Genomic DNA, 21,581 nt, shown 5'->3' with positions numbered 1-21,581 from the left:
CCCAGTTGGCCACTTTGCGGGACAAACCTGCCGTTCTTTATCGAAGCGTCAAGGTTCGCTTTGCGCGCTTCGCGACTGCAGCGAAAAACACCTAGGGCGGGAAGCGGTACTTCGCTGTGGCTGCGAACTGATCACTCAAATTCGTCTAGGCTGACATTCGACTGCTTCTATATCATGGGGCAGAATTGGGGCTTTTGACGCTTCAATCGTTCAAATAGGCCTTTAAGGTGCCAATCGCACCTTCTCTAGACAAGATATTCAGCCAATTCGCAAATGCCGCCTCAAATTGCGGGGCAGCGTTTAGCTCTCCGTAGATCGCCGATTGCTCCAGCCACTTAATTGGATGGTTCTGGGCAGCCGTTGCCGTGGCTTGAAGCGCAGCCCAATGTGGGTCGTTTGGTTCGATCTGGGTGCCATCGTCCCGCGATCCGGCACACATCTTGGCCCATAGCGCTTCGACCAGCGCCAAACCTTCGATTGAGCCGTTTGCGGCGATGGCGTCGCGCAAAACGGGCAGCACAAAGCCCGAATGCCGGGCCGAGCCGTCAAAGGCTACGCGACGGGTCGTGTCGCGGATTGCGGGGTTGGCGAACCGGCGCTCAATCAGCTCAAGATACTGACTTGGCGTCGTGCCCGGAACAGGCGCGACATAGGGCAATATCTCTTCGCTTTGAACCTTGTGAAAAAATGCCGCGACGGTTTTGTGGGCCATACAATCGGCAATGGTTGTCAGCGAGAGGAGCTCGCCGACATTTGCCAGAACCTGATGGCCCGCGTTTAAAATGCGGATCTTCATCGCTTCATAGGCATGTACGTCATTGGTAAATGTCGCGCCGACGGCGTCCCAATTGGGGCGCCCATTGCAGAAGGTATCCTCCAAAACCCATTGGCGGAAATCTTCGTGGACGACAGGGGCCACATCGGCAAGGCCGAAGCTTTGCACGAGGGCAAGTTCCTGGGGGCCGGTGGCGGGGACGATGCAATCAACCATTGAATTGGGGAAGGCACCCTCGGTATCGATCCAATCGGCGAGGTCCGGATCGCTCAAACGAGCGAGGCCAACAATGGTGTGGCGTAGGATATCGCCGTTGCTGGTTAGGTTATCGCAGCTAAGCCCGCTGAATGGTCGCGCGCTTTGCGCTCGACGATGCCTGAGCGCCGCAACCATGGCGCCAAAGGCGGTGCGCGGGTTATCAGGGTGGGCAACGTCGTGGCGAATGTCGGGGTGATTGGAGTCCAACCCGCCCGAGCCCGGGTCGATGTAGTGTCCACCCTCTGTCACTGTGAGGGCCACAATGCGGATGGCAGGATCGGACATGGAGCGGATTAGCGCGGCATTGTCTTCTTCAATCGGCAGGTAGTCGATCATCGAGCCGGTGATCTCGGCCGAGCGGCTTTCGGGCGCCAGTTCAATCAGCGTTGTTAGGCAATCTTGCGCCAAGAGCTTTTCGCGCATCGCGGCATCATAGGGACGGACGCCGGCACCTAAAATCGCCCAATCTTGCGCGTCGCCTTGCTGCATCAATCGGTGCAGATACCAAGCCTGATGGGCGCGATGAAAATTGCCGAGGCCAATATGGACTATGCCCGGTGTCAGACCACGGCGGTCATAGCGGGGTCGCTCGATGCCTGCGGGCAGTTGGTCAAGCGTGGCGTCCGACAATGGCACGAGATCTGTCTTCAGCTCATCCATTGGCCACCATCCACGTTGTAGCATTGTGCGACGATGTAGTCGGCCTCATCCGAGGCCAGAAACACCGCCATTCCGGTGAGGTCTTCTGGCCTCCCCATCCGGCCATATGGCACCGCGGCGCCTACCTCAGCCTTTTTCTGGCCTAGTTCTTTGCCTTCATGTTTGGCAAAGAACGCATCCACACCGTTCCAGTGTTCACCATCGACCACGCCGGGGGCGATAGCGTTTACATTGATGCCATGTGGGATCAGATTCAGGCCCGCCGATTGCGTAAGCGAGATCACAGCGGCCTTCGTCGCGCAGTAAACGGCAACCAGCGGTTCGCCCCGGCGCCCCGCTTGGCTCGCCATGTTGATAATGCGGCCCCGGATGCCTTTTTCGATCATGTGGCGCGCCACGGCCTGCATGGTAAAAAGCGTGCCCGAGACGTTAATATCAAAGACGCGCGCCGCGTCGCTGCGGTCAATCTCGACCAGAGGAGCCGCGGTAAAGATAGCGGCATTGTTGATCAGAATATCAATCTGTCCAAGGTTAGCGACGGTCTGGGCAATGGCACTGTCTATGCTGTCTTGACGCGTCACGTCCATCTCAACCGCAATTGCCGCTTCGCCCATTTCTGCGGCTGTGATGCGCGCCCGTTCAATGTCGATATCGGCAATAGCCACGCGCGCGCCTTGCGCGACATAGGCCGCAGCAAAGGCGCGCCCAATGCCGCGCGCGGCACCGGTTATCAAAGCCGATTTCCCGACGAGCCGTGTCATTCGATCCGCAGCCCCTCTTCGTCGAAGCGGTGAACTTGATCCTCAACCGGCGTCAGAAAAACGCTATCACCGTGATACATATCGACCTCGCCCACCGCGCGTACGGTCATTGGGTCTTCGCGGCCCGGAATATGGACGTGGAAAAAAGTATCAGACCCCAGATGTTCAGACACGCCAATGGTGCCTTCCCAAGCGCCTTCTGTCTTGGAGACGGTGATATGTTCGGGCCGGATACCAATGGTTGGCACGCCAAAGGGCGCGGCCATATCACGATCAAGAAGGTTCATCTTGGGCGAGCCAATGAAACCCGCGACAAACAGATTGCGGGGCGTGCGGTATAGGTCCAGCGGACTGCCGACCTGTTCGATATTGCCCGCCCGCAGCACGACTATCTTGTCTGCCATGGTCATGGCCTCGACCTGATCATGGGTCACATAGATCATCGTCGTTTCGAGTTTTTTGTGCAGTTCGGCAATCTCAAGCCGCATGCCAACACGCAGCGCCGCATCCAAATTTGAAAGCGGCTCGTCGAACAGAAAGGCCTCGGGTTCGCGTACAATCGCCCGTCCGATGGCGACTCGCTGGCGCTGCCCCCCGGAAAGCTGACCGGGTTTGTGTTCCAGGTAATCGACAAGGTTCAGCGACTTGGCTGCCGCCTCGACCCGGGCGTCTATGTCAGGCTGTGCCATCTTTGCCATACGCATCGGAAAGGCGATATTTTTGCGCACGGTCATGTGCGGGTAGAGCGCATAAGATTGGAACACCATCGCCAGTCCGCGTTTAGCGGGGGCCACTTTTGTGACATCCTCTCCGTCAATTGAAATCGTACCCGAGGTCACCTCCTCAAGGCCCGCAATCAGGCGCAAAAGCGTTGATTTACCGCAGCCCGAGGGGCCTACAAAAACCACGAACTCGCCATCTTCGATGGTCAGATTCAAGGGGGGGATGACCTCAGCATCGCCAAACCGTTTTACCACGTTCTCAAGGTTAATCTGTCCCATTACGTGTTTCCCTATTTAACGGCGCCGAAGGTCAAGCCTTGGACGAGTTGTTTTTGACAGAACCAACCAAGCACCACGATCGGCCCGACGGCGGCGGTTGAAACAGCGGATAGGCGACCAAAGAAGAGGCCCTCTGGCGCGCGATTGCCTTCGATCAATTTGGACAGCGTCGCCGCATCCGTCGTCGTCAGACGAACGGTCCAATAGGCCTCATTCCAGCAAAAGATAAAACACAGCAGCGCCGTTGAAATGATTCCGCCCCATGCCAGTGGAATCAGGATTTCCTTGATCTCATCCCATGTGTTGGCACCATCCATTTTACCAGCTTCGATGATGTCTTTCGGGATCTCTTTGAAATAGGTGAACAGCATCCAGATCACGATCGGCAGATTGATCAGGCTGAGCACCAGAACAATCAGGAAATGCGTGTCATAGATCCCCAACCCCTTGGTCAGGAAGTTCATCGGATAAAGCACGGCGGCCGCCGGTAGCATTTTGGTGGATAACATCCACATCAGGATGTCTTTGGTAGAACGGCTTGGATAAAACGCCATCGTGTAGGCACAGGGGATAGCCACAAAAAGCGTAAAGACGGTCGCAAAGGTTGCCGTGATGACCGAGTTGGCCGCAAAGCGCCAATAGTCATAATTCTCGGTCATATTCAGGTAGTTTTCGAGCGTCGGCGTAAAGAAAAACAGGAATTCCGGGCGCACCGCATCGGCATCGGTCTTAAAGCTGGTCAGCACCATCCAAAAGATTGGAAAGAAGAACAGCAGCGCCACGACCCACGCGACAACAGGGCGGCCAAACAGGCTGAACCTTGAGGTTTGTGCAACAATTGCCATGGTCCGAACCTCTCCTTAATCCATCAACGTCTTGCCAATCATGCGCAGCAGAAAGAACGCGACGATATTGGCAAGAATGACTGCGAAAATACCGGTAGCACTGGCGGCGCCGATATTGTTGTTGGCGAATTCCCCGATCAGATAGGGCAGGTTTTTGTTGCCATTGCCCCGGCTGACGATCTCAATCTCGGCGTAAAGCGAGAGATGAAAGATGGCCTGGATCATCACGACAATCGCTATCGGACGGGAAAGGTGAGGCAGCGTCAGGAAACGAAACTGAGAGAACGTCCCGGCCCCGTCCAGCACGGCGGCCTCCTTCTGCTGCTGATCCTCGGATTGCAGCGAGGTCATAAAGATAAGTACTGCAAAGGGGGTCCACTGCCAGGTGACCATGATGATGACAGCAATCGCCGAGGTTTGCGTTGCCCGAAATGAGATTGGCTCAAGCTCAGGCCAAAGCGAGAAAAACCAACCGACGCCTCGCGCATTTTGTAACGACGATACAAGATCATTGATGCCATCAATGGCCAACCCCTGAAGGCCCAAAACGGGATCGAGCAACATATTGATCCACAGCACGGCATTCACCGCAGGCATGACAAAAAAGGGTGAGATGATCAGCACCCGCGCGATTCCGCGTCCCGGGAAGGTCTTGTTGATCAGAACGGCGATCAAGACGCCCAGAATAACGGTCAGCAATAGGATGCTACACACGATGAACAGGCTGTTTTGGATCGCCAGCCAGAACCCATCGTTGTTCCAGACAAACTGATAATTCCCAAAGCCGCGCCAATTGCTAAACGACGGTGTTGTCCAGTGCGGGTTCCGCAGATTGTTCAGCACATAGCGGATAAAGGAAAAGAATAGGGTCATTCCAAGGGGAACCACCATCCAAACCAAAAGCAGCGCAACAGCGGGCGTTTGAAGGAGGCGAGGAAGTCTTCTGTCGGACATAAGTCTATCATCCCTGCAAAACGAGTATTCCGTCTTGCTTACAAGAATTCGGTTCCGATTGGATCGTTTGAACGGCGAAAATCGCTATAGCGTAAATTTTGACGCCCGTTCTGGAAAAGGTGGCCCGGCGCAAACCGGACCACCAGAGATCTCGCGGCCTTTAGAAGTAGCCTGCTTCGCTCATGATCGCCTCTGCGGCGGCCTGCGCGTTTGCAAGTGCTTCATCAACGGTCTGTGCGCCAGACAAAGCCGCAGCCATTTCCTGTGCAACTGCCGATCCCACTTCTGGGAATTCGGGAATTGCCGCAAACTGGACCCCGACGTATGGTTTTAGCTCTGTGGCCTCTGGGGCCGCGGATTCGATGGCTGCAAGCTCTGCTTCTGCGAAACCTGCGACCGCCTGGAACTCAGGGGACGCATAGGTAGATGCGCGTGTGCCGGTTGGAACGGAACCCCAGCCAAACTCAGGATGGTCAGCGACCGCCTGAATATAGTCGCGCGAGGTTGCCCACTCGATGAAGGCCATTGCCTCTTCTGTATTCTCAGTGCCTGCTGGCACCGCCATGGCCCATGCCCACAACCAGTTGGCCCCTACGGGGTTACCGGCATTTGGCGATTGCGCGTAGGCGACGTTGTCCACCTCTAGGAACGAGGCCGCGATCGTGGCGTCGATCCACATGCCGCAACGCCCTTCGTTATAAAGCGCCAGGATCTCGTTGAACGAGTTCCCTTCCGAGCCCGGAGGACCATAGGTGCCCAAGAGATCAACGTAGAAGTTGATCGCAGCGCGCCATTCGTCGCTATCGATAGTTGGGCGGAAATCTGCGTCGAACCATGCACCACCAAAGGAATTCACCACGGTTGTGATAAACGCCATGTTGTCGCCCCAGCCGGGTTTGCCGCGCAGACAAACGCCGTAGACGCCGTTATCGGGATCATGGATCGCCGCCGCTGCTGTGGCGATGTTGTCCCAGCTGTCATTGTCTGTGATCGAGACGTCAGCGGCCTCCATCAGGTCGGCACGGTACATGACCATAGAGGATTCACCATAGAATGGCGCCGCATAAAGCGTGCCATCTGCGGATAGGCCATTGCGGATTGCGGGCAGCATGTCGTCGATGTCGTAGTCGTCGCCGAAATTCAGTGCTTCGATCCAGCCAGCCTGACCCCAAATCGGGGCTTCCTGCATGCCGATGTTGATAATGTCATATTGACCACCGCCCGTGGCAGTGTCCGAGGTTACCTGTTCACGCAAGACACCTTCTTCGAGGGCAACCCATTCCAGCTGAACGCCGGTTTCTTCGGTATACGCTTCGGCAACGGTCTGCATGTTAATCATGTGGCCGTTGTTCACGATGGCGATGGTTAGCGTTGTGCTGTGGCCGTCCGCAATCGCGGCGGTGGCACACAATGAAAGCGCAGTCGTCGCGCTTAGTGTGAGCTTAAAGGACATCCGTTCCTCCCTGATTGGATGTGATGCTCAAAAGGTAGTCAACTTTGCATTCGCGCGTCAATTAAAAACTTTACGCGAGTTAATTTTTTAGTACGCGCCGCTATGCCGAATTTCGCATGACCAACTTCCCCGGAATAAGTGTTTCAATTCTGTATCTTACATCGCTTTCGGTCTCAACTCTTTCGACAAGCCGAGCAACACTTTTGCGGGCAATCGCTTCATAATCCTGGGCAACGGTCGTCAGGCTTGGGCAGGTGAAGCGCGAAAACGGGTGATCGTCATGACCTGCGATTCGGATATCGCAAGACGGCCCATGGCCCACGCTTAGCCCGCTTTCATATGCCGCCGATAGCAGTCCGATGGCCAGACGGTCATTAGAACAAAGAACGGTCCCGGGGCGCGTCGCCCTGCGCGAAAACAACTCCATCCCGCCGCGGAATCCGATCTCTTCAAATGACCAGCCTTCGCCATCAATCTGGAACAGCTCGGGGTTGTGCCCCAGCCGGTCCATTGCCGCCAGATATGCGGCCCGCCGCTTGTTCGCGTTCGGGTTGACCGGCTTAGCCATCTCGAAAAAGGCAGGGGCTTCCCCGGTGCGATTGAGATAGTCCACGATCATACCTACGCTTTGTTGATTGTCTGACCCAATGAAGTCTTCGCCAACGCCTTCGGTGTTGGAGTCGAACAAAACCGTCGGGACATCCTCGCAGAACCGCTCGATTTCGCCCCTGTCAGACGCCCGGCCAAGCGGTGCCATCAGAACGCCCGCTGGTTTAAGGGCCTTCAAGCTGTCGAGGTTTTCGTTTTCAAGCGCTCGATCACCGTGTGAACTAAGCAAGATCGGACGAAAGCCGGCCTCCATGCAGAGCGTTTCAATTGTGCGGGCAATTTCGGCAAAGAACGGATCGGCCAGAAACGGAACCAAGATCCCAACATTCTTTGTCAGGCGTCGGTTCTGGTTCACAGCGTAAATATTGGGACGGTAATCATATCGATCTAGCGCAGCCTCGATTCGGTCGCGCGTCGTTTTTCGCACGCTATCCGGGTCATTGAAATACTTCGAAACCGTGGGACGAGACAGCCCGCTTACGGCGGCGAACTCCTCCATATTCTTGATCTTCTGGGCGCTCATGCAAACCTGCGTTTTGGTTTAGACGGGGTGTCAAAGTTCATAGCCAAAAACCACAAAAACATTGCGCGAGTAAAGTTATTCTTTCTTAGCGTAAGGTTTTTGATCGCGGTTTGAGAATTTTGTTTCCGTCTGAAGTCAATCGATAGGTGGGCTACCAAACGTTGACATATATGAGTGCTGGTTTTTTCCTCTAACGCCGAACGGCTGCTTTGCCGGGCCGCACTGCGACAACTCGTGGTTCAAGTGAAAGTCCTGTGTGGATGGCTCCTGCATTGCAAGAGTTTTTGCGATATTGCGATGGTCTGTCAGTACAGTCGTGTGTCCGGCCTGTTTGCGTGGCGGCTGCCACTGGCCCTGATGAGTTCCGCAAGCAAGGTTCCTATCGGCTAAACGACCTCTGAGGGCCGCGACATTCGTCGGAGTGTCCTTACTCTTGGTTGACTTCGTTTCGCATCATCACATCAAGCGTCTTGCATCTTGTGACAGGATCAGACGATCGGCTGCCGGTAGCCCTGCACATTGCGCAGATACAAAAAGCACAGGCCAAAGCCCCAATTGCGCTTGTTCGTCGTCAGCCGTTCCAACCAGTCCGCGATCTCTTCGTTCTCGTCGCTCAGAACCGGGCTGTATCGATAGCACGTCTCGCTGATTTGGAACGTGCGGCAAGCCAGCGCCACGCTGATCCCATGCACTGCGACCACCTTTATGGCCATCTCTCGTCGTTGAGACGGCCTTAACGCTTTTTTCCAAGGGCTTCCTTCAGCAGATCATTCTGCATGCTCATCTCAGCATACATGCGCTTCAGACGGCGGTTCAGTGAAAACTACGTTCTTGAATCTTTCGTTGTCCTCGGTGAACACGTCTTCGAAGAAATTAGGCAGCGGACTCATAAAACTGGCACCATAGCCTGACGGATGCGAGTTTGATCATCGCCAAGAAGTTGGCAGATGTCTTTTCGTATCGGGTTGCGATGCGGCGGAAGGAAGCTTTGAGGCGGCCAAAGAACCGCTCGATCTTGTTGCGCTCGCGATAGATATCGACGTCGAACTCGGCGGGCAGTTTGCGGTTGGATTTGGACGGGATGACGTCGATGGCGCCCTGTTCCCAGATCATCTTGCGGATCCAATCCGCGTCATATGCCTTGTCAGCCAGAACGTATTGGCCAGGTTGCAGCCCGTCCAAAAGCTGTTCGCATGGGGGTGCATCGTGGGCTTGGCCCGGCGTCAGTTCATAGCGGATCGGCAACCCGTCCTGATTGGTAAGTGCATGTATTTTCGTGGTTAACCCACCCCGCGACCGGCCCATGCAACGACGCGGGTCGTTTTTTTGAGCGTCGCTGCAGAATGGTGAACCCGAACCGATGTGCCATCCACCATCACGGTGTCGATATTGTGCGCATCGGCGACCGCCTCCATTACCCGATCCCAAATGCCCGCATAAGTCCATCGGTTGAAACGGTTGTAGATCGTTGTGTATTCACCAGTTGTGGCGGCGGGCGCGATTGTTGCCCCATCCGGGGGCCAGGGTATCGGATCGGGGCAATTGCCCATGGTGGGGCAAGGTAGCAGCGCTGCTTCCGGGGCGGGCCAGGCTTCCGGCCGTGGGTATGCCCGCGCGGTTATTGTCGGCGCAGGGTCTGATACTCAAGCCGGCGATATGGCGGGTGCCGGCCGCCGGCCTGTTTCGACAGCAGGTGCGCTGGCGCTCACAGGTGTGGGTATGACATCCGGCATTGGCCATCTGCCCGCTGTGATAAAGTACACGCCAGTCCCAATTGCCACGGTGATCGGCACCCCGCGCAGTATCGTGACCTTAACCGGTGCGCCGCAGGGTGTGATGCAGATGGCGGCCGCGCCTGTCGGCTGGCGTGACATCCTCGGCGCACCGGGCGGGTCGGCCAGTATCATCGGTGCGCCCTCGGGCGTCAGAGAAATGGAGGGCAACATGCCTGCGACAGACACGAAGATCACACATTATTATCACGGTGAACCTCTGATTATCCAGATCACGGCTCATGATCCCGACGAAGTTGTGCTTGGTGAGGAAGAGGTGAGTCTGGCGTTGTCGGATACGGCGGGTGGTGATCCGCTTTGGACCGGAACGGAGACCACCGATGCCAGTGGTGTTGCGGTATTCACCGTTCCGGTCGAGCATTTGCCGGAAGGCACCAGGAGATTTTTCAACATCTGGGACAGCAGTAACCGGGTGCAGGCTGTGGGATCTGTCCGGGTTCTGAAATCAGTCCAGCCCGCCGCCGAATGACCCGCTGCCGCCGGCGATCACCGGCCCGCTCTTTTGCGATATGGTGACAGAGCGCTTCCGCTACATCCAGGCGGAAATCGACCTGCACGCGGTTGAATCGTGCAAAAAAGATGAAAAATGTCGGTGGTGCCTGCGCGTTGCTTTCGATCTCAGGAACTAACTATTTACGAACAAATCTACCAAGTATTTGATATTATGTAGTTTCTGGTGCGGTCGGTGGGACTCGAACCCACACGGGTGTTACCCCACAGCGACCTCAACGCTGCGCGTCTACCAATTCCGCCACGACCGCACGTGATCAGAAGTGGGCGCACGTTTAGTCAGGTCATCCCCGAAAGAAAAGAGGAAAAGTTGCGCCATCGGCGCACGCCGTTCCGCGGTGGCCCTCATGCATATGTCATACCGGGCGTCGGGCTTTCCTCTGCCCAAGGGTATGGGCCAGAACCCCGGCCAAGAGCAGCAGGATCATCACATAGCCAAACCTTTCGGCCCCGGCAAAAAAGACCCGGTTCATCACCCGCCCCGGCAGAAAGGTGAAGGCCCCGGCGATCCCCAGACTGTTCCAGTAAAGCGCCCGCATCGACTGTGCATGCAAAGCCCGCCGCCCGGCGCGAATGTGGCGATATCCTTTCCAGAGTATGTAAAATACCGCAATGGACAGAAGATGGATCGGCCCGAACATCCCGACAATGGGGAAGACATGTGCCGGGATCGTCAGGCTGCTGCCCGCAAGCAGCATCATCGCCATGATCCAGATATACCCGGTGAGTTTATGTATCCGGTCGCGCTGACGGCGATAAATCGCGAATGGCCCCAGGAGGATTGCCAGACAGGCCGCCGCGATGTGAACCTGAACAGCCGGCGATGCCGAAAGGATCGGGTCGATGGTCACAGGCGGGCTCCAATCTTGGCAAGATGCGTTTGCCATGGCACCACAGGCGACAACGGGCGCGGGTTTCAATTCCGGATGCGCCAATGACGGGAGAATTGCGTGGTCACCAACGGGTCGCAATCCGCGCTTCGCATATGGCGGCGGCATATGCGTGAGCCTCTGGTGCTGCCTGCGTTGGCCGGATTGGCCGCGATTCTGGCGCTGGTCGGGCCGTTCGGGACAGATCGGGTGCTAAGCTTCTGGCCACGGCTGGCCTATTGGGGCGGCATTGCCTTGGGAAGCTATTCCATCGGCTATTGGTCGGGTCAGCTTTTGAAGCCGGTTGTGCCGGTCCGGGGTGGGGTCCTTCTGATCGGGATCGTGACGGGGCTTGGGGTGACGGGGCTGGTCGTCGTACTGAATTATCTGGTTTTCGCGCAATCGCCCGCGCGGGACGAGATTGCCAGCTTCATCGCAACGGTGGTCAGTATTGCGATGATCATCACCGTGATGCTCGACATTGCCGGGCGCCAGTTGGGGGCTAGTACCGATCTGGCAACAAAGCCGACAATCCCGCTGCTCGACCGACTGCCGCTTGAGAAACGCGGGCGCCTGGTGGCGCTCTGCGTCGAGGATCATTATGTGCGGGTCAGGACAACGAAAGGGGAAGAGATGCTGCTGATGCGTCTGTCGGATGCGATCCGCGAGGCTGGCCCTGTCGAAGGGATACAGGTCCACCGGTCGCATTGGGTGGCTTTGGCCGCGGTCAAAGCGGGACGGCGGGACGGGGACCGGGCGATCCTGACCATGAGCCATGGAGCCGATATCCCGGTCAGCCGGTCACGCCTGGCCGAGGCCAGGGCCGCCGGGCTTTTACCGCGCTAAACGATGGTGGAATGGCTGACATCCCACGGGCTTGTGCCCTATGAAACCGCGCTGGCAGAGATGGAGGCGCGGGTCAGTGCCATTGCCGGGGGGCGGGCGGAGGAGGCAATCTGGCTTCTTGAACACCCGCCGCTTTACACGGCCGGCACTTCGGCCAGACCCGATGATCTGCTGCAACCCGACCGGTTTGCGGTCTATGAAACCCGGCGCGGCGGGCAATACACCTATCACGGGCCGGGCCAGCGTGTGGCTTATGTGATGCTTGATCTGAACCGGCGCGAGCGCGATGTGCGCCAGTTTGTGAGCCGGATCGAGGATTGGGTCATCGCCACGCTGGCGGAGTTCAATGTCACTGGCGAACGGCGGAAAGGCCGGGTGGGTGTCTGGGTTCAGCGGCCGGAAAAACCACCCCTGCCCGATGGCAGCCCGAGGGAAGACAAGATCGCTGCCGTGGGCCTGCGGATTCGCAAATGGGTCAGCTTTCACGGGGTGTCGATCAATGTGGAGCCGGATCTGAGCCATTTTGACGGTATCGTGCCCTGCGGCATCACCGGTCATGGGGTCACCAGCCTTGTGGATATGGGCCTGCCCGTGACGCTGGAGGATGTGGACGCAGCACTGAAACGCACATTTCCGCCGATCTTTGGCAACTGATTGCCTAAATTTCCCGTCCGACATCAAACCCTTTCTGCCTCTGGCCCCGTTTCTGCAACAATCACATTCATAACGTGTTCTCAGTCTCACATGTTCCCTGTCTTTGAAGTTCCCGATCCCTACAGAGGGACGAAAACAACATGACGATACAGGATACCCGCCTTCCTTCCGTGGATTCGGATTATCAGATCGGTCGTGATGACTGGCTGGAGGTGCATATGCTGGTGGCCGCCCTTGCCGGTCTGTGCATCGTGCTGGGCATGGCCATTGCCGAGTTCGTGTCTGACGTGACGCCGCCGGACATGCCTGACCCCACAGTTTTACATGCGCCCTCAGTCTGGATATCCGGGTGACCCCTCTTGATCGGCATGGCCCGGCCATGTCCCTCCGATGGGCCTGCGGACCAGGCGCAAGCAGGCCGCTTTGATCATTCAGCCTGCCACAGCACCGGTTCCCCCAACGGGCCTGGCCGAGATCGTTGACGATATTCTGGCCCTCTGCAAAACGGATCGGGTCAGCATGGGCGATCTGCTGGCCGCCTTCGGCGCGACGGGGTTTCTGCCCGCCCTGTTGATCCCCGCCGTGATCGTCCTGTCACCGCTTTCCGGCATCCCGATCCTTCCAAGCATCTGCGGCATGATGATTTTTCTGGTTGCCTGTCAAATGCTTGGGCATCGCCGGTCTTTGTGGCTGCCCGGTTGGCTGCGCAGACGCGGGATCAGTTCGCACAGGCTGCGCTCAGGCATTGTGCGGCTGCGCCGGCCCGCCCTTTGGCTTGATGCCCATAGCGGGCAGCGATTGCGCCTTCTGACCCGGCAACCGATGCTCAGCATCCTGCAACTGGCCTGCGCGCTTTGCGGGTTTGCAATGCCGTTTCTGGAACTTGTTCCCTTTTCCTCGTCCCTGCTGGCCATGGCGGTCTGTCTGATGTGCCTGGCAATGATGACCCGTGACGGGCTATGGGCGTTGGTGGCCTTGATCCCCGTGGCCAGCGCCGGTGCGGTTTTGCTGAGCCTTTGGGGCTGAGGCGGCGAGACACGGAACCAGAGCCGGGCCAGAATGCGCTTGCCTACCCTCTGTTGGTCAGCCCGGCGATGGCAAACCCAATACTTGCGCTGCGCGCGGCAGCGTCATCGCAGAGTGGCGGATCGCGGTCGCCAGGTCTGCGCATCGCCATCCAAACAAGCATTTCCACTGCCGCGCGCGAGGCCGCAGCGATATCAAGATCGCGTCGGACATAACCCGACATTGAGAGCCGATCTATACAGGTTTCGAAATCCCTGAAAAACAAGCTGCGCTGACCCTTGGTGTAGAGCCGTTCAAGCACCGCGTTTTCCTTGGAACAACTGTCTAGCAAGGTGATGAGTTGGTGCTCACGCCGAAGCATATCGTAGGTCTCGGACAAGACAGCCGCGAGCACGTCGGCACTTGGCGGTGCGCGCAGCGCGGCCTCCTTGAGCACCGGCCAGTCCAACCGCTCCTCAAGGGCGCGGGACGCAGCCTGTTTCAACCGCGCCGCACTGAACTTCACGGGCTTGCCCGCGTCTGGCAGATCGAAGCGGGCGGCGTAAAGAATAGCGAGCTCAATCAATGCCTCCTTTTCAGAAATGTAGACATATACTGTTCCCGCCGCGACGCCGGCGGCCTGCGCCACATCGGCGATCTGGGTCAGCCGCGGCCCGTTCATGGCCAGCACATGGCGCGCGGCGCGGGCGATAGCTTCAAGCTTGGCTGGGCTTCGCTTCGGCCCCCTGCGTCTTGAAGATTTAGCGTTTTTCTGGTTATCATGAATGAGTGATTCGTTCATTATTTAGGAGTGCCTGAAAGTGATCGTGACGTCCAGCCCCCGCGCCGAAACGATGTCGATACACTCCGCGCTGTTGTCGTCTTGCTTTTGGTTCCATTTCACACCGCCCGGCTTTTTGATGCGGAGGTCTGGCATATGAAGGATCTTGAGGCGCCTTTCTGGATTGCCGGTTTTCTGATCCGGTTCCTTAATGTCGCGCAGATGTCGCTACTCTTTCTGCTGGCAGGGATGAGCGCGGCCTGGGCCCTGGAACACCGCAGCGGAGTGGCATTTTTGAAAGAGCGTTCCGCCCGGCTTATCGTACCGCTGCTGATCGGCGCTGTGGTGCTGGTTGCACCGCAGGTCTGGTTGGAACGGATCACGCCCGAGGTGCCTTTGCGGATGAGCCCGCACGATCACGAAGGCGGCCTTTGGTTGTTCATGGGCACCTACTTTCGCTGCTGTTATCCCGAAGCCAATTTCTCCTGGCATCACCTGTGGTTCCTTCCCTATCTCTTTATCTACTGTCTGCCGCTCGCTTTTCTCAGCCATGCCGGTGTTGCACGGCGACCTGCCCAGTCGATGATCGAAGCGCCCTGGCGGCTGTTCCTGCCAGGCTTGATCCTGATCGGTATCGAGGCCGCCCTGCGCCCGGCCTTCCCAAGCACCCATAATCTTGTCTGGGACTGGGCGAACCATGCGCATTATGGCTTTCTGGTGCTCTTTGGGTGGTGGTTGGGACGCAATCCCGAGGTAGAGGCATCTATCGGCGCCATCCGGCAAATTGCGTTGATCATCGCGCTGGGCCTGATTGCAATCTGGTTCGCAACAATGCCGATAGACGTGGGCGGTTTTGGTATAATCGAAACCTCACACACGATCCGCCACCTGATCCGATTTGCTGCAGAATGGTGCCTGCTGTTGACCCTGCTGGGATACGGGCGGACCTTGTTCAGCCATCCCATTCCGCTGTTGCGCGCCTTTGTGCCGATTGCACTGCCATTCTACCTTTTCCACCAGACGATTATCGTTCTTCTTGGCTGGTTGTGGCTGGATTGGGCCAGCATGACGCTATTGAAGGCAACGACCATCGCAATCCTTACAACCATATTGAGTATCCTGCTGGCGTGGGGCGCGGCGCAGTTTGCCGTTACGCGCTTTGCGACGGGCTTGCCGTTTCATCGCAAACCTCGCTTCCACTTCAGGTCTATAGAGGCGACCTAGAACCGCTGGCTGGCGCAACTTAGCTAAAGCTGCCATTCGTCAAGCTTCCAGCATTTGGAAAATACCGCATGCTGCCTTACACCTGAGACATCGCGCATCACAAATGTCCCGGGGCCGCGAAGCGTGGCAGGGCATTTGTGATGCAAGTCTAAGGCAGGGTGCTTTAGGCTCTTTCCAGCCACTACAGCACGCCCATCCTGACCCATCCGGGCCGTTCTTTGACAGGCAGGTCAAACCTGTTTGTGGTGCGACACCCGGACTGAGGCAATTTTTCCCACCCCTCTCGATCCTTCCGCATTGCACGCAGGCCCATGCAGCACTAAAACGACCCACAGCAACTCAGGCAGTGCGGGCAGATCCATTGCCATCTGCATAAGCTAGACAGGGAGCGCATTATGGCCGACGCCGCCATTTCCGGGCATGATCACGACCGGCCGGGGTTTTTCACCCGATGGTTCATGTCCACCAATCACAAGGATATCGGGGTTCTCTACCTTTTCACCGCAGGGTTCGTGGGGCTGATCTCGGTCGCTTTCACCGTCTATATGCGGATGGAACTGATGGAGCCGGGTGTACAGTATATGTGCGCCGAAGGTGCCCGTCTGCTCAGCGCCGCGGCAGAGGCGGAATGTACACCTGACGGCCATCTATGGGGGGTGATGATCACCGGACATGGCGTCTTGATGATGTTCTTCGTGGTGATCCCGGCGCTGTTCGGCGGGTTCGGCAACTATTTCATGCCGCTGATGATCGGCGCGCCCGATATGGCATTTCCGCGCCTGAATAACCTCAGCTACTGGATGTATGTGGCGGGCACCGCCCTTGCCTTCTGCGCGGTCTTTGTGGACGGTGGTGCCGGCCCCGGCTGGACATTCTACCCCCCGCTCAGCTGGCAGGATGCCCCCACATCCCGCGCCGTCGATTTCGCAATCTTCGCGGTGCATGTCTCCGGCGCCTCCTCCATTCTGGGGGCGATCAACTTTATTACCACCTTCCTGAATATGCGCGCGCCGGGCATGACCATGCACAAAGTGCCGCTTTTCGCCTGGTCGATCTTTGTCACTGCATGGTTGCTGTTGCTGTCGCTGCCGGTTCTGGCCGGGGCCATCACCATGCTTCTGACCGACCGGAATTTCGGCACCACCTTCTTTGATGTGGCTGGTGGCGGTGACCCGATCCTGTTCCAGCATATCTTCTGGTTCTTCGGTCACCCCGAAGTGTATATCGTGGTTCTGCCCGCCTTTGGCGTGATCTCCCATGTGGTGGCCACCTTCTCGAAAAAACCGATCTTCGGGTATCTGCCCATGGTCTATGCCCTTGTCGCCATTGGCGGCTTGGGTTTCGTGGTCTGGGCACACCATATGTACACGGTTGGTATGACATTGAACCAGCAGGCCTATTTCATGGTGGCCACCATGGTGATCGCGGTGCCGACGGGGATCAAGATTTTCAGCTGGATTGCCACCATGTGGCAGGGCTCGATCAGCTTCAAGACACCGATGCTGTTTGCGATCGGTTTCATCTTCCTGTTCACCTTCGGGGGCGTGACCGGCATTGTTCTCAGCCAGGCAGGCATCGACCGGGCCTATCATGACACCTATTACGTCGTGGCCCATTTCCACTATGTGATGAGCCTGGGGGCCGTCTTCGGCATCTTCGCGGCCGTCTATTACTGGATCGGCAAGATGTCGGGCCGGCAATATCCCGAGATGATGGGCAAGATCCATTTCTGGTTGTTCTTCATCGGCGCCAATGTGACCTTCTTCCCGCAGCACTTTCTGGGCCGCCAGGGGATGCCGCGCCGCTATATCGACTATCCCGAGGCCTTTGCCTACTGGAATCAAATCTCGTCGATCGGCGCTTTCGTATCCTTTGCCTCTTTCCTGATGTTCATCGGTATCGTGTTCTACACGCTGCTTTATGGGCGCAAGATCGAAGACAAGGCCTATTGGGGCGAACATGCCGACACGCTGGAATGGACCCTGCCGAACCCGCCACCGGAACACACATTCGAGGACCTGCCGACACCCGATATGTGGGATAAGCAGCCCCATCACTAGGCAGGCCGATGCCCGTCTATATAGACACAGCAGATACAGGGGCCGCGGAGGATTTCGCGGCCCTTTCTGATACGACCCACGGCCTGCCCCGGCTGCGGATGATCCTGCGACCCCATCGCTCGCTCACGCCGGATGGGTTTGTCTGGTTCATCGGGGTGACCGCCTCGCTGATCTCCCTGCCGCTGCTTGCGGTGATCGGCACCTCGCTCTTCTGGGGGCTGCTGCCTTTCATCATCGCCGCCGTGACCGCGATCTGGGTCGCGCTGAAACGATCCTGGCGCGACCGGGCGATGTATGAAGAGCTGATCCTCTGGGACCGTCTGATCCGTCTGGAACGCCATGACCCCCACCGCGCGCGCCGGGATTGGCAGGCGAACCCCTATTGGGTTCGTGTGACCCTTTATGCCAAAGGCGGGCCCGTGCCCAATTACATCACCCTGTCAGGCGGGGACCGCGAGGTTGAGATCGGCGCGTTCCTCACCCCGGGCGAACGGGTCGCCCTGAAGGACCGGCTGGAACAGGAACTGCTGCACTGCGGTTAAGACACCCCGCTCTGATCTGATCCGAACCACCCCGAAACAGGACGGCTCCTTTTTCAGGATTTCACCCCTTCGGCCCGCAACTCATCGCGCAGGAACCGGCGTAATATCTTGCCCGAGGCGGATTTCGGCACGCTGTCCACAAAGCGGAACTCAACGGGATGTTTGTAATGGGCCAGACATCCCTGCAGATGGGTGCGCATATCCGCCTGCCCGATCCCGGCCCCGGGCGCGGACACCACGAAAGCAATCGGCAATTCCCCGGCCTCATCATCAGGCTTGCCCACAACGGCGGCGTCAATCACCTGATCATGGGCGATCAACGCGGCCTCCACCTCGGCGGGGGCAACCTGAAACCCCTTGTATTTGATCAACTCCTTCAGACGGTCGCGGATGAACATATAGCCCTGCCCGTCGATCACCGCCAAATCCCCGGTTTTCAACCAGCCATCTTTGGTCAGTGTGGCCGCCGTCGCCTCCGGATTGTTCAGGTATCCCATCATCACCTGCGGGCCGCGCACCCATAATTCGCCCTCTTCATCGGGGCCCAGATCGGCGCCGCTTTCCGGCTCCACGATCCGGCATTCGGTGCCCGGCACCGCCTGCCCCGAGGACCCGTGGCGCGGCTTGCCCTTATAGGTGGAATGGCTGACCGGGCTCATCTCGGTCATGCCGTAACCCTGGATTGATTCCGCCTGCAATCGCTGGCCTACGGCCTCCTCCACCTCAGCACCCAAAGGCGCCGCACCGGAAAAGATATAGCGCACCGAAGACATGTCATACTGATCCACCATCGGATGTTTGGCCAGCGCCAAGGCCACGGGCGGCACGATATAAAGCCGGTTGACCCCATGGGTCTGGATCAATTGCAAAAACTGCTCCAGATCGAAACGCGGCATGGTCACCAGCCGGCCTTTTTCTCCAAGGATCAGATTCATCAGAACCGTCATCCCGTAGATATGAAAAAACGGCAGGAAGGCGATGACCGTTTCCCCGGGTTGCAGCTCCGTGGGCAAGGCCAGCTGGTTCACATTGGTGACGATGTTCCGGTGGCTCAGCATCACCCCTTTGGGCCGCCCCGTGGTGCCGCTGGAATAGGGCAGAACCACCGGAAAACTGTCCAGACCAACCGGGGACTGCGCGGCCTGTGCCGGACCCATCAGATCGTCAAGCGACAGCGCGCCCTCACCCCCACCACCGATCACAACCAGTTCCTCAGCAGGCGTATCCGCCATGCCCGCGCGGGCCAGATCTGCCAGCGCCGGAATGGTGATCACCATCACGGCGCCTGCATCCTGCAACTGATGCTGGATCTCGGGTGCGGTATAGGTGGGGTTCAATGTGGTGATCGTCCCTCCGGCAAAAGCCACCCCATGGAACACCACTGCGTATTCGGGGCAATTGGGGGCCAGAATGGCGATGGTCCGCCCCGGGGCCGATCCGCGCGCGGTCAACCCGCCAGCCAGCGCCCTGATCTGATCCATCAGACCCGCAGCCGTCATATGCCGACCTGTTGGTCCGTCAATGATCGCCACATCATCGGGGCGGGTTTCCAGACCCTGAAACAACCGTTCACTGATCGACAGATCGCTTTGCGCAACCTCTGGATAGAGGCTTGGAAAAATTGTCATGGCTCCTCCCGTCTGGCCCTCTTGCCCGGGGCCGGTCCCGGAAGGCTAACACAGGCGCGCAAAAACGAAAGCTGTGATCATGAAAACAACTCCGCCCGCTTCTTCTTGTTCCAAATACGCAAAATCCGACATGGGCCACAGCCGGAATGGCCGCGAAGGGTCATCAGGCAGGCCCTGTTACGCCTGCCAACCGGGTTTCCGCTTGTCGAAAAAAGCCGCAATCCCCTCCGTGCTTTCGGGGTTTTCCCACCGGGCCACCAGCGCATCCACACTCATCGCAATCGCCGCCTCATCGACACCGCCGCCCAGACGCGCAACCAGCGCCTTGCCCTCGGCCACAGCCCCCGGAGCAGCCGCCAGATACGGGGCCACTTCCCGCTCGATCGCCGCATCCAGCTCCGCCTCCGGCACCGCGCGGGCCAGAAGCCCCAGGGCCACGGCCTCTTCCGCGCCGAAAACCCGGCCCGAGAACATCACCCGACGCGCCCACGCGGCACCCATACGCGCCACCACATAAGGCCCGATTGTCGCCGGGATCAGCCCCAGACGCACCTCGGTCAGGCCGAACCGCGCGCCATCAACGCCCAGAGCCACATCGCAGACCGACATCATACCGACACCACCGCCAAAGGCCTGGCCCTGCACCCGCCCGATCAGGGGTTTCGGCATCCGGTCCAGAACGCTCAGCATATTGGCCAGATTGCGCGCCTCCCGCGCGCGGGTCGCCCCGTCAGCCCCCATCTGCGCCCGCATCCAGCCCAGATCGCCCCCGGCGCAGAAGCTTTGCCCCGCGCCGGTCAGAACCACCACACGCACCGCCGGGTCGCGGCCCAGCCGCTCTGCCGTCCCGGTCAGCTCCGCGATCATCTGCGCATCCAGCGCATTATGCTTGTCCGGCCGGTTCAGCGTCACGGTTGCAACCCCGCGCATATCCACCGCGATTTCGATTGTCTCCATCACGCACCCTCCCGCATCGCCTGCGCCATCGCGGCAGCCTGTTCAACCGCGTCTATATCAAGCCCGGTGTCATAACCCAGATCCGCCAGATGCCGCGCCACCGCCTCACTGGCCACATTGCCAGCGGCCCCCGGCGCATAGGGGCAGCCGCCAAGCCCGCCCACAGCCGCATCGAAGACCCGGAGCCCTAGGCTGAGCGAGGCATCAATATTGTCCAGCGCACGACCGCCCGTGTCATGAAAATGCCCTGCCAGCCGCCCCGCAGGCACCACATCGCGCACCGCCAGCAACATCCGCGCGATGCTGTCAGGCGTGCCCTGGCCAATCGTATCGCCCAGCGAGATTTCATAGCAGCCCATCGCAAACAGCTGATCGGCCAGCCAGGCAACCTGCCCCGGCGCAACCGGCCCGTCATAGGGGCAATCGGTGACACAGCTGACATAGCCCCGCACCGGCAGGTCAATATGCCGGGCGGCCTCCACCACGGGCCGGAACCGCGCAAGGCTGTCTTCAATGCTGGCGTTGATATTCGCCCTGGAAAACCCCTCGGAAGCCGACCCGAAAATCGCAATCTCATCAGCGCCTGCCGCCAACGCCGCCTCATAGCCGCGCATATTCGGGGTCAGGGCCGCATAGCGGATGCCCTGCCCCCGTGTGATACCGCGTGTGATACCGGCCAGCACCTCGGCGCTGTCGGCCATCTGCGGCACCCATTTCGGGCTGACGAAAGAGGCCACCTCGATCCGGCGGAACCCGGCCTGGCTCAGCCGGTCGACCAGCGCGATCTTCTCGGCAACCGGGATCGGGCGCGCCTCGTTCTGCAACCCGTCCCGGGGGCCCACCTCGAATATCTCCACGGCTTCCGCCATCACC

At 58.6% G+C, this 21,581-nt stretch carries 22 protein-coding genes, 1 tRNA gene and 1 pseudogene; 8 read left to right on the top strand and 16 right to left on the bottom strand.

Annotation, left to right across the window (positions count from 1 at the left end; translation table 11 throughout):
- Positions 1-202: 202 nt before the first annotated feature.
- The 10 genes and pseudogenes from E2K80_RS01300 to E2K80_RS18995 form a co-directional block, all read right to left on the bottom strand.
- Complete coding sequence (locus E2K80_RS01300) at positions 203-1,693, bottom strand: mannitol dehydrogenase family protein (protein ID WP_135372035.1); 1,491 nt, start codon at positions 1,691-1,693, stop codon at positions 203-205.
- Positions 1,681-2,454, bottom strand: coding sequence for an L-iditol 2-dehydrogenase (locus E2K80_RS01295; RefSeq protein ID WP_135372033.1), 774 nt, complete (start codon positions 2,452-2,454; stop codon positions 1,681-1,683). The genes E2K80_RS01300 and E2K80_RS01295 overlap by 13 nt, the downstream gene beginning before the upstream one ends.
- Entirely contained in the window at positions 2,451-3,455 is a 1,005-nt protein-coding gene (locus E2K80_RS01290; protein WP_135372031.1) for an ABC transporter ATP-binding protein, read from the bottom strand. Before E2K80_RS01290 ends, E2K80_RS01295 begins: the two co-directional genes overlap by 4 nt.
- 11 nt (positions 3,456-3,466) lie before the next feature.
- Entirely contained in the window at positions 3,467-4,300 is an 834-nt protein-coding gene (locus E2K80_RS01285) for a carbohydrate ABC transporter permease (RefSeq protein WP_135372029.1), read from the bottom strand.
- A 15-nt stretch (positions 4,301-4,315) separates the two neighbouring features.
- The gene (locus E2K80_RS01280; RefSeq protein ID WP_443216541.1) at positions 4,316-5,191 is read right to left on the bottom strand and encodes a carbohydrate ABC transporter permease; all 876 of its coding nucleotides are present in this window, start codon (positions 5,189-5,191) and stop codon (positions 4,316-4,318) included.
- 223 nt (positions 5,192-5,414) lie between these two features.
- Complete coding sequence (locus E2K80_RS01275; RefSeq protein ID WP_135372025.1) at positions 5,415-6,707, bottom strand: ABC transporter substrate-binding protein; 1,293 nt, start codon at positions 6,705-6,707, stop codon at positions 5,415-5,417.
- A 100-nt stretch (positions 6,708-6,807) separates the two neighbouring features.
- Complete coding sequence (locus E2K80_RS01270; protein WP_135372023.1) at positions 6,808-7,839, bottom strand: LacI family DNA-binding transcriptional regulator; 1,032 nt, start codon at positions 7,837-7,839, stop codon at positions 6,808-6,810.
- A gap of 506 nt (positions 7,840-8,345) precedes the next feature.
- Positions 8,346-8,653, bottom strand: a pseudogene (locus E2K80_RS01265) (IS3 family transposase); the annotation flags it as partial.
- A gap of 59 nt (positions 8,654-8,712) precedes the next feature.
- Positions 8,713-9,144, bottom strand: coding sequence for an IS5 family transposase (locus E2K80_RS01260; protein WP_168193067.1), 432 nt, complete (start codon positions 9,142-9,144; stop codon positions 8,713-8,715).
- A complete protein-coding gene (locus E2K80_RS18995; RefSeq protein ID WP_168193066.1) occupies positions 9,120-9,389 on the bottom strand; it encodes a transposase in 270 nt (89 codons plus the stop codon). The genes E2K80_RS01260 and E2K80_RS18995 overlap by 25 nt, the downstream gene beginning before the upstream one ends.
- Positions 9,390-9,558: 169 nt before the next feature.
- Between E2K80_RS18995 and E2K80_RS01255 the strand changes: the two genes are divergently transcribed.
- Complete coding sequence (locus tag E2K80_RS01255) at positions 9,559-10,101, top strand: hypothetical protein (protein ID WP_135372018.1); 543 nt, start codon at positions 9,559-9,561, stop codon at positions 10,099-10,101.
- Between the two features lie 205 nt (positions 10,102-10,306).
- Here E2K80_RS01255 and E2K80_RS01250 read toward each other — a convergent pair.
- Positions 10,307-10,393: transfer RNA gene (locus E2K80_RS01250), tRNA-Leu, on the bottom strand.
- 105 nt (positions 10,394-10,498) lie between these two features.
- Positions 10,499-10,993 carry a DUF2306 domain-containing protein gene (locus E2K80_RS01245; protein WP_168193065.1) on the bottom strand — a complete coding sequence of 165 codons (495 nt, stop codon included), beginning with the start codon at positions 10,991-10,993 and terminating at the stop codon, positions 10,499-10,501.
- A gap of 147 nt (positions 10,994-11,140) precedes the next feature.
- Here E2K80_RS01245 and E2K80_RS01240 point away from each other — a divergent pair, with 147 nt between their 5' ends.
- The 4 genes from E2K80_RS01240 to E2K80_RS01225 all read left to right on the top strand — a co-directional run bounded on the left by E2K80_RS01240 (position 11,141) and on the right by E2K80_RS01225 (position 13,537).
- Positions 11,141-11,857, top strand: coding sequence for a LytTR family DNA-binding domain-containing protein (locus tag E2K80_RS01240; RefSeq protein ID WP_135372014.1), 717 nt, complete (start codon positions 11,141-11,143; stop codon positions 11,855-11,857).
- 3 nt (positions 11,858-11,860) lie between these two features.
- Positions 11,861-12,511 (top strand): lipoyl(octanoyl) transferase LipB, encoded by a 651-nt coding sequence (gene lipB, locus E2K80_RS01235; RefSeq protein WP_135372013.1) that lies wholly within the window; start codon positions 11,861-11,863, stop codon positions 12,509-12,511.
- 170 nt (positions 12,512-12,681) lie between these two features.
- Positions 12,682-12,864 carry a hypothetical protein gene (locus E2K80_RS01230; RefSeq protein ID WP_135372011.1) on the top strand — a complete coding sequence of 61 codons (183 nt, stop codon included), beginning with the start codon at positions 12,682-12,684 and terminating at the stop codon, positions 12,862-12,864.
- Positions 12,865-12,901: 37 nt separating this feature from the next.
- Positions 12,902-13,537, top strand: a complete 636-nt coding sequence (locus tag E2K80_RS01225; RefSeq protein ID WP_135372009.1) for an exopolysaccharide biosynthesis protein — start codon at positions 12,902-12,904, stop codon at positions 13,535-13,537.
- Positions 13,538-13,580: 43 nt separating this feature from the next.
- On the opposite strand, the gene E2K80_RS01220 is transcribed toward E2K80_RS01225, so the two are convergent.
- Positions 13,581-14,318, bottom strand: coding sequence for a TetR family transcriptional regulator (locus E2K80_RS01220; RefSeq protein WP_135372007.1), 738 nt, complete (start codon positions 14,316-14,318; stop codon positions 13,581-13,583).
- A gap of 9 nt (positions 14,319-14,327) precedes the next feature.
- On the opposite strand from E2K80_RS01220, the gene E2K80_RS01215 reads away from it, so the two are divergent.
- From E2K80_RS01215 to E2K80_RS01205, 3 genes are all read left to right on the top strand, one after another.
- On the top strand, positions 14,328-15,521 hold the full coding sequence (locus E2K80_RS01215) for an acyltransferase family protein (protein ID WP_338014571.1): 1,194 nt from the start codon (positions 14,328-14,330) through the stop codon (positions 15,519-15,521).
- A 395-nt stretch (positions 15,522-15,916) separates the two neighbouring features.
- Positions 15,917-17,581, top strand: a complete 1,665-nt coding sequence (gene ctaD, locus E2K80_RS01210) for a cytochrome c oxidase subunit I (protein ID WP_135372003.1) — start codon at positions 15,917-15,919, stop codon at positions 17,579-17,581.
- Positions 17,582-17,589: 8 nt separating this feature from the next.
- Entirely contained in the window at positions 17,590-18,123 is a 534-nt protein-coding gene (locus E2K80_RS01205) for a DUF2244 domain-containing protein (RefSeq protein WP_135372001.1), read from the top strand.
- 53 nt (positions 18,124-18,176) lie between these two features.
- Here E2K80_RS01205 and E2K80_RS01200 read toward each other — a convergent pair whose 3' ends face one another.
- From E2K80_RS01200 to E2K80_RS01190, 3 genes are all read right to left on the bottom strand, one after another.
- On the bottom strand, positions 18,177-19,751 hold the full coding sequence (locus E2K80_RS01200; protein WP_135371999.1) for an AMP-binding protein: 1,575 nt from the start codon (positions 19,749-19,751) through the stop codon (positions 18,177-18,179).
- A 177-nt stretch (positions 19,752-19,928) separates the two neighbouring features.
- Positions 19,929-20,711: a crotonase/enoyl-CoA hydratase family protein gene (locus E2K80_RS01195; RefSeq protein WP_135371996.1), complete on the bottom strand. Its 783-nt coding sequence runs from the start codon at positions 20,709-20,711 to the stop codon at positions 19,929-19,931.
- On the bottom strand, positions 20,708-21,577 hold the full coding sequence (locus E2K80_RS01190) for a hydroxymethylglutaryl-CoA lyase (RefSeq protein WP_135376429.1): 870 nt from the start codon (positions 21,575-21,577) through the stop codon (positions 20,708-20,710). Before E2K80_RS01190 ends, E2K80_RS01195 begins: the two co-directional genes overlap by 4 nt.
- Between the last annotated feature and the right edge of the window lie 4 nt (positions 21,578-21,581).

The organism is Rhodophyticola sp. CCM32 (assembly GCF_004751985.1).
In the GTDB taxonomy this organism is placed as follows: Bacteria; Pseudomonadota; Alphaproteobacteria; order Rhodobacterales; family Rhodobacteraceae; genus Rhodophyticola.
This window is presented reverse-complemented; position numbering and strand designations above follow the sequence as displayed.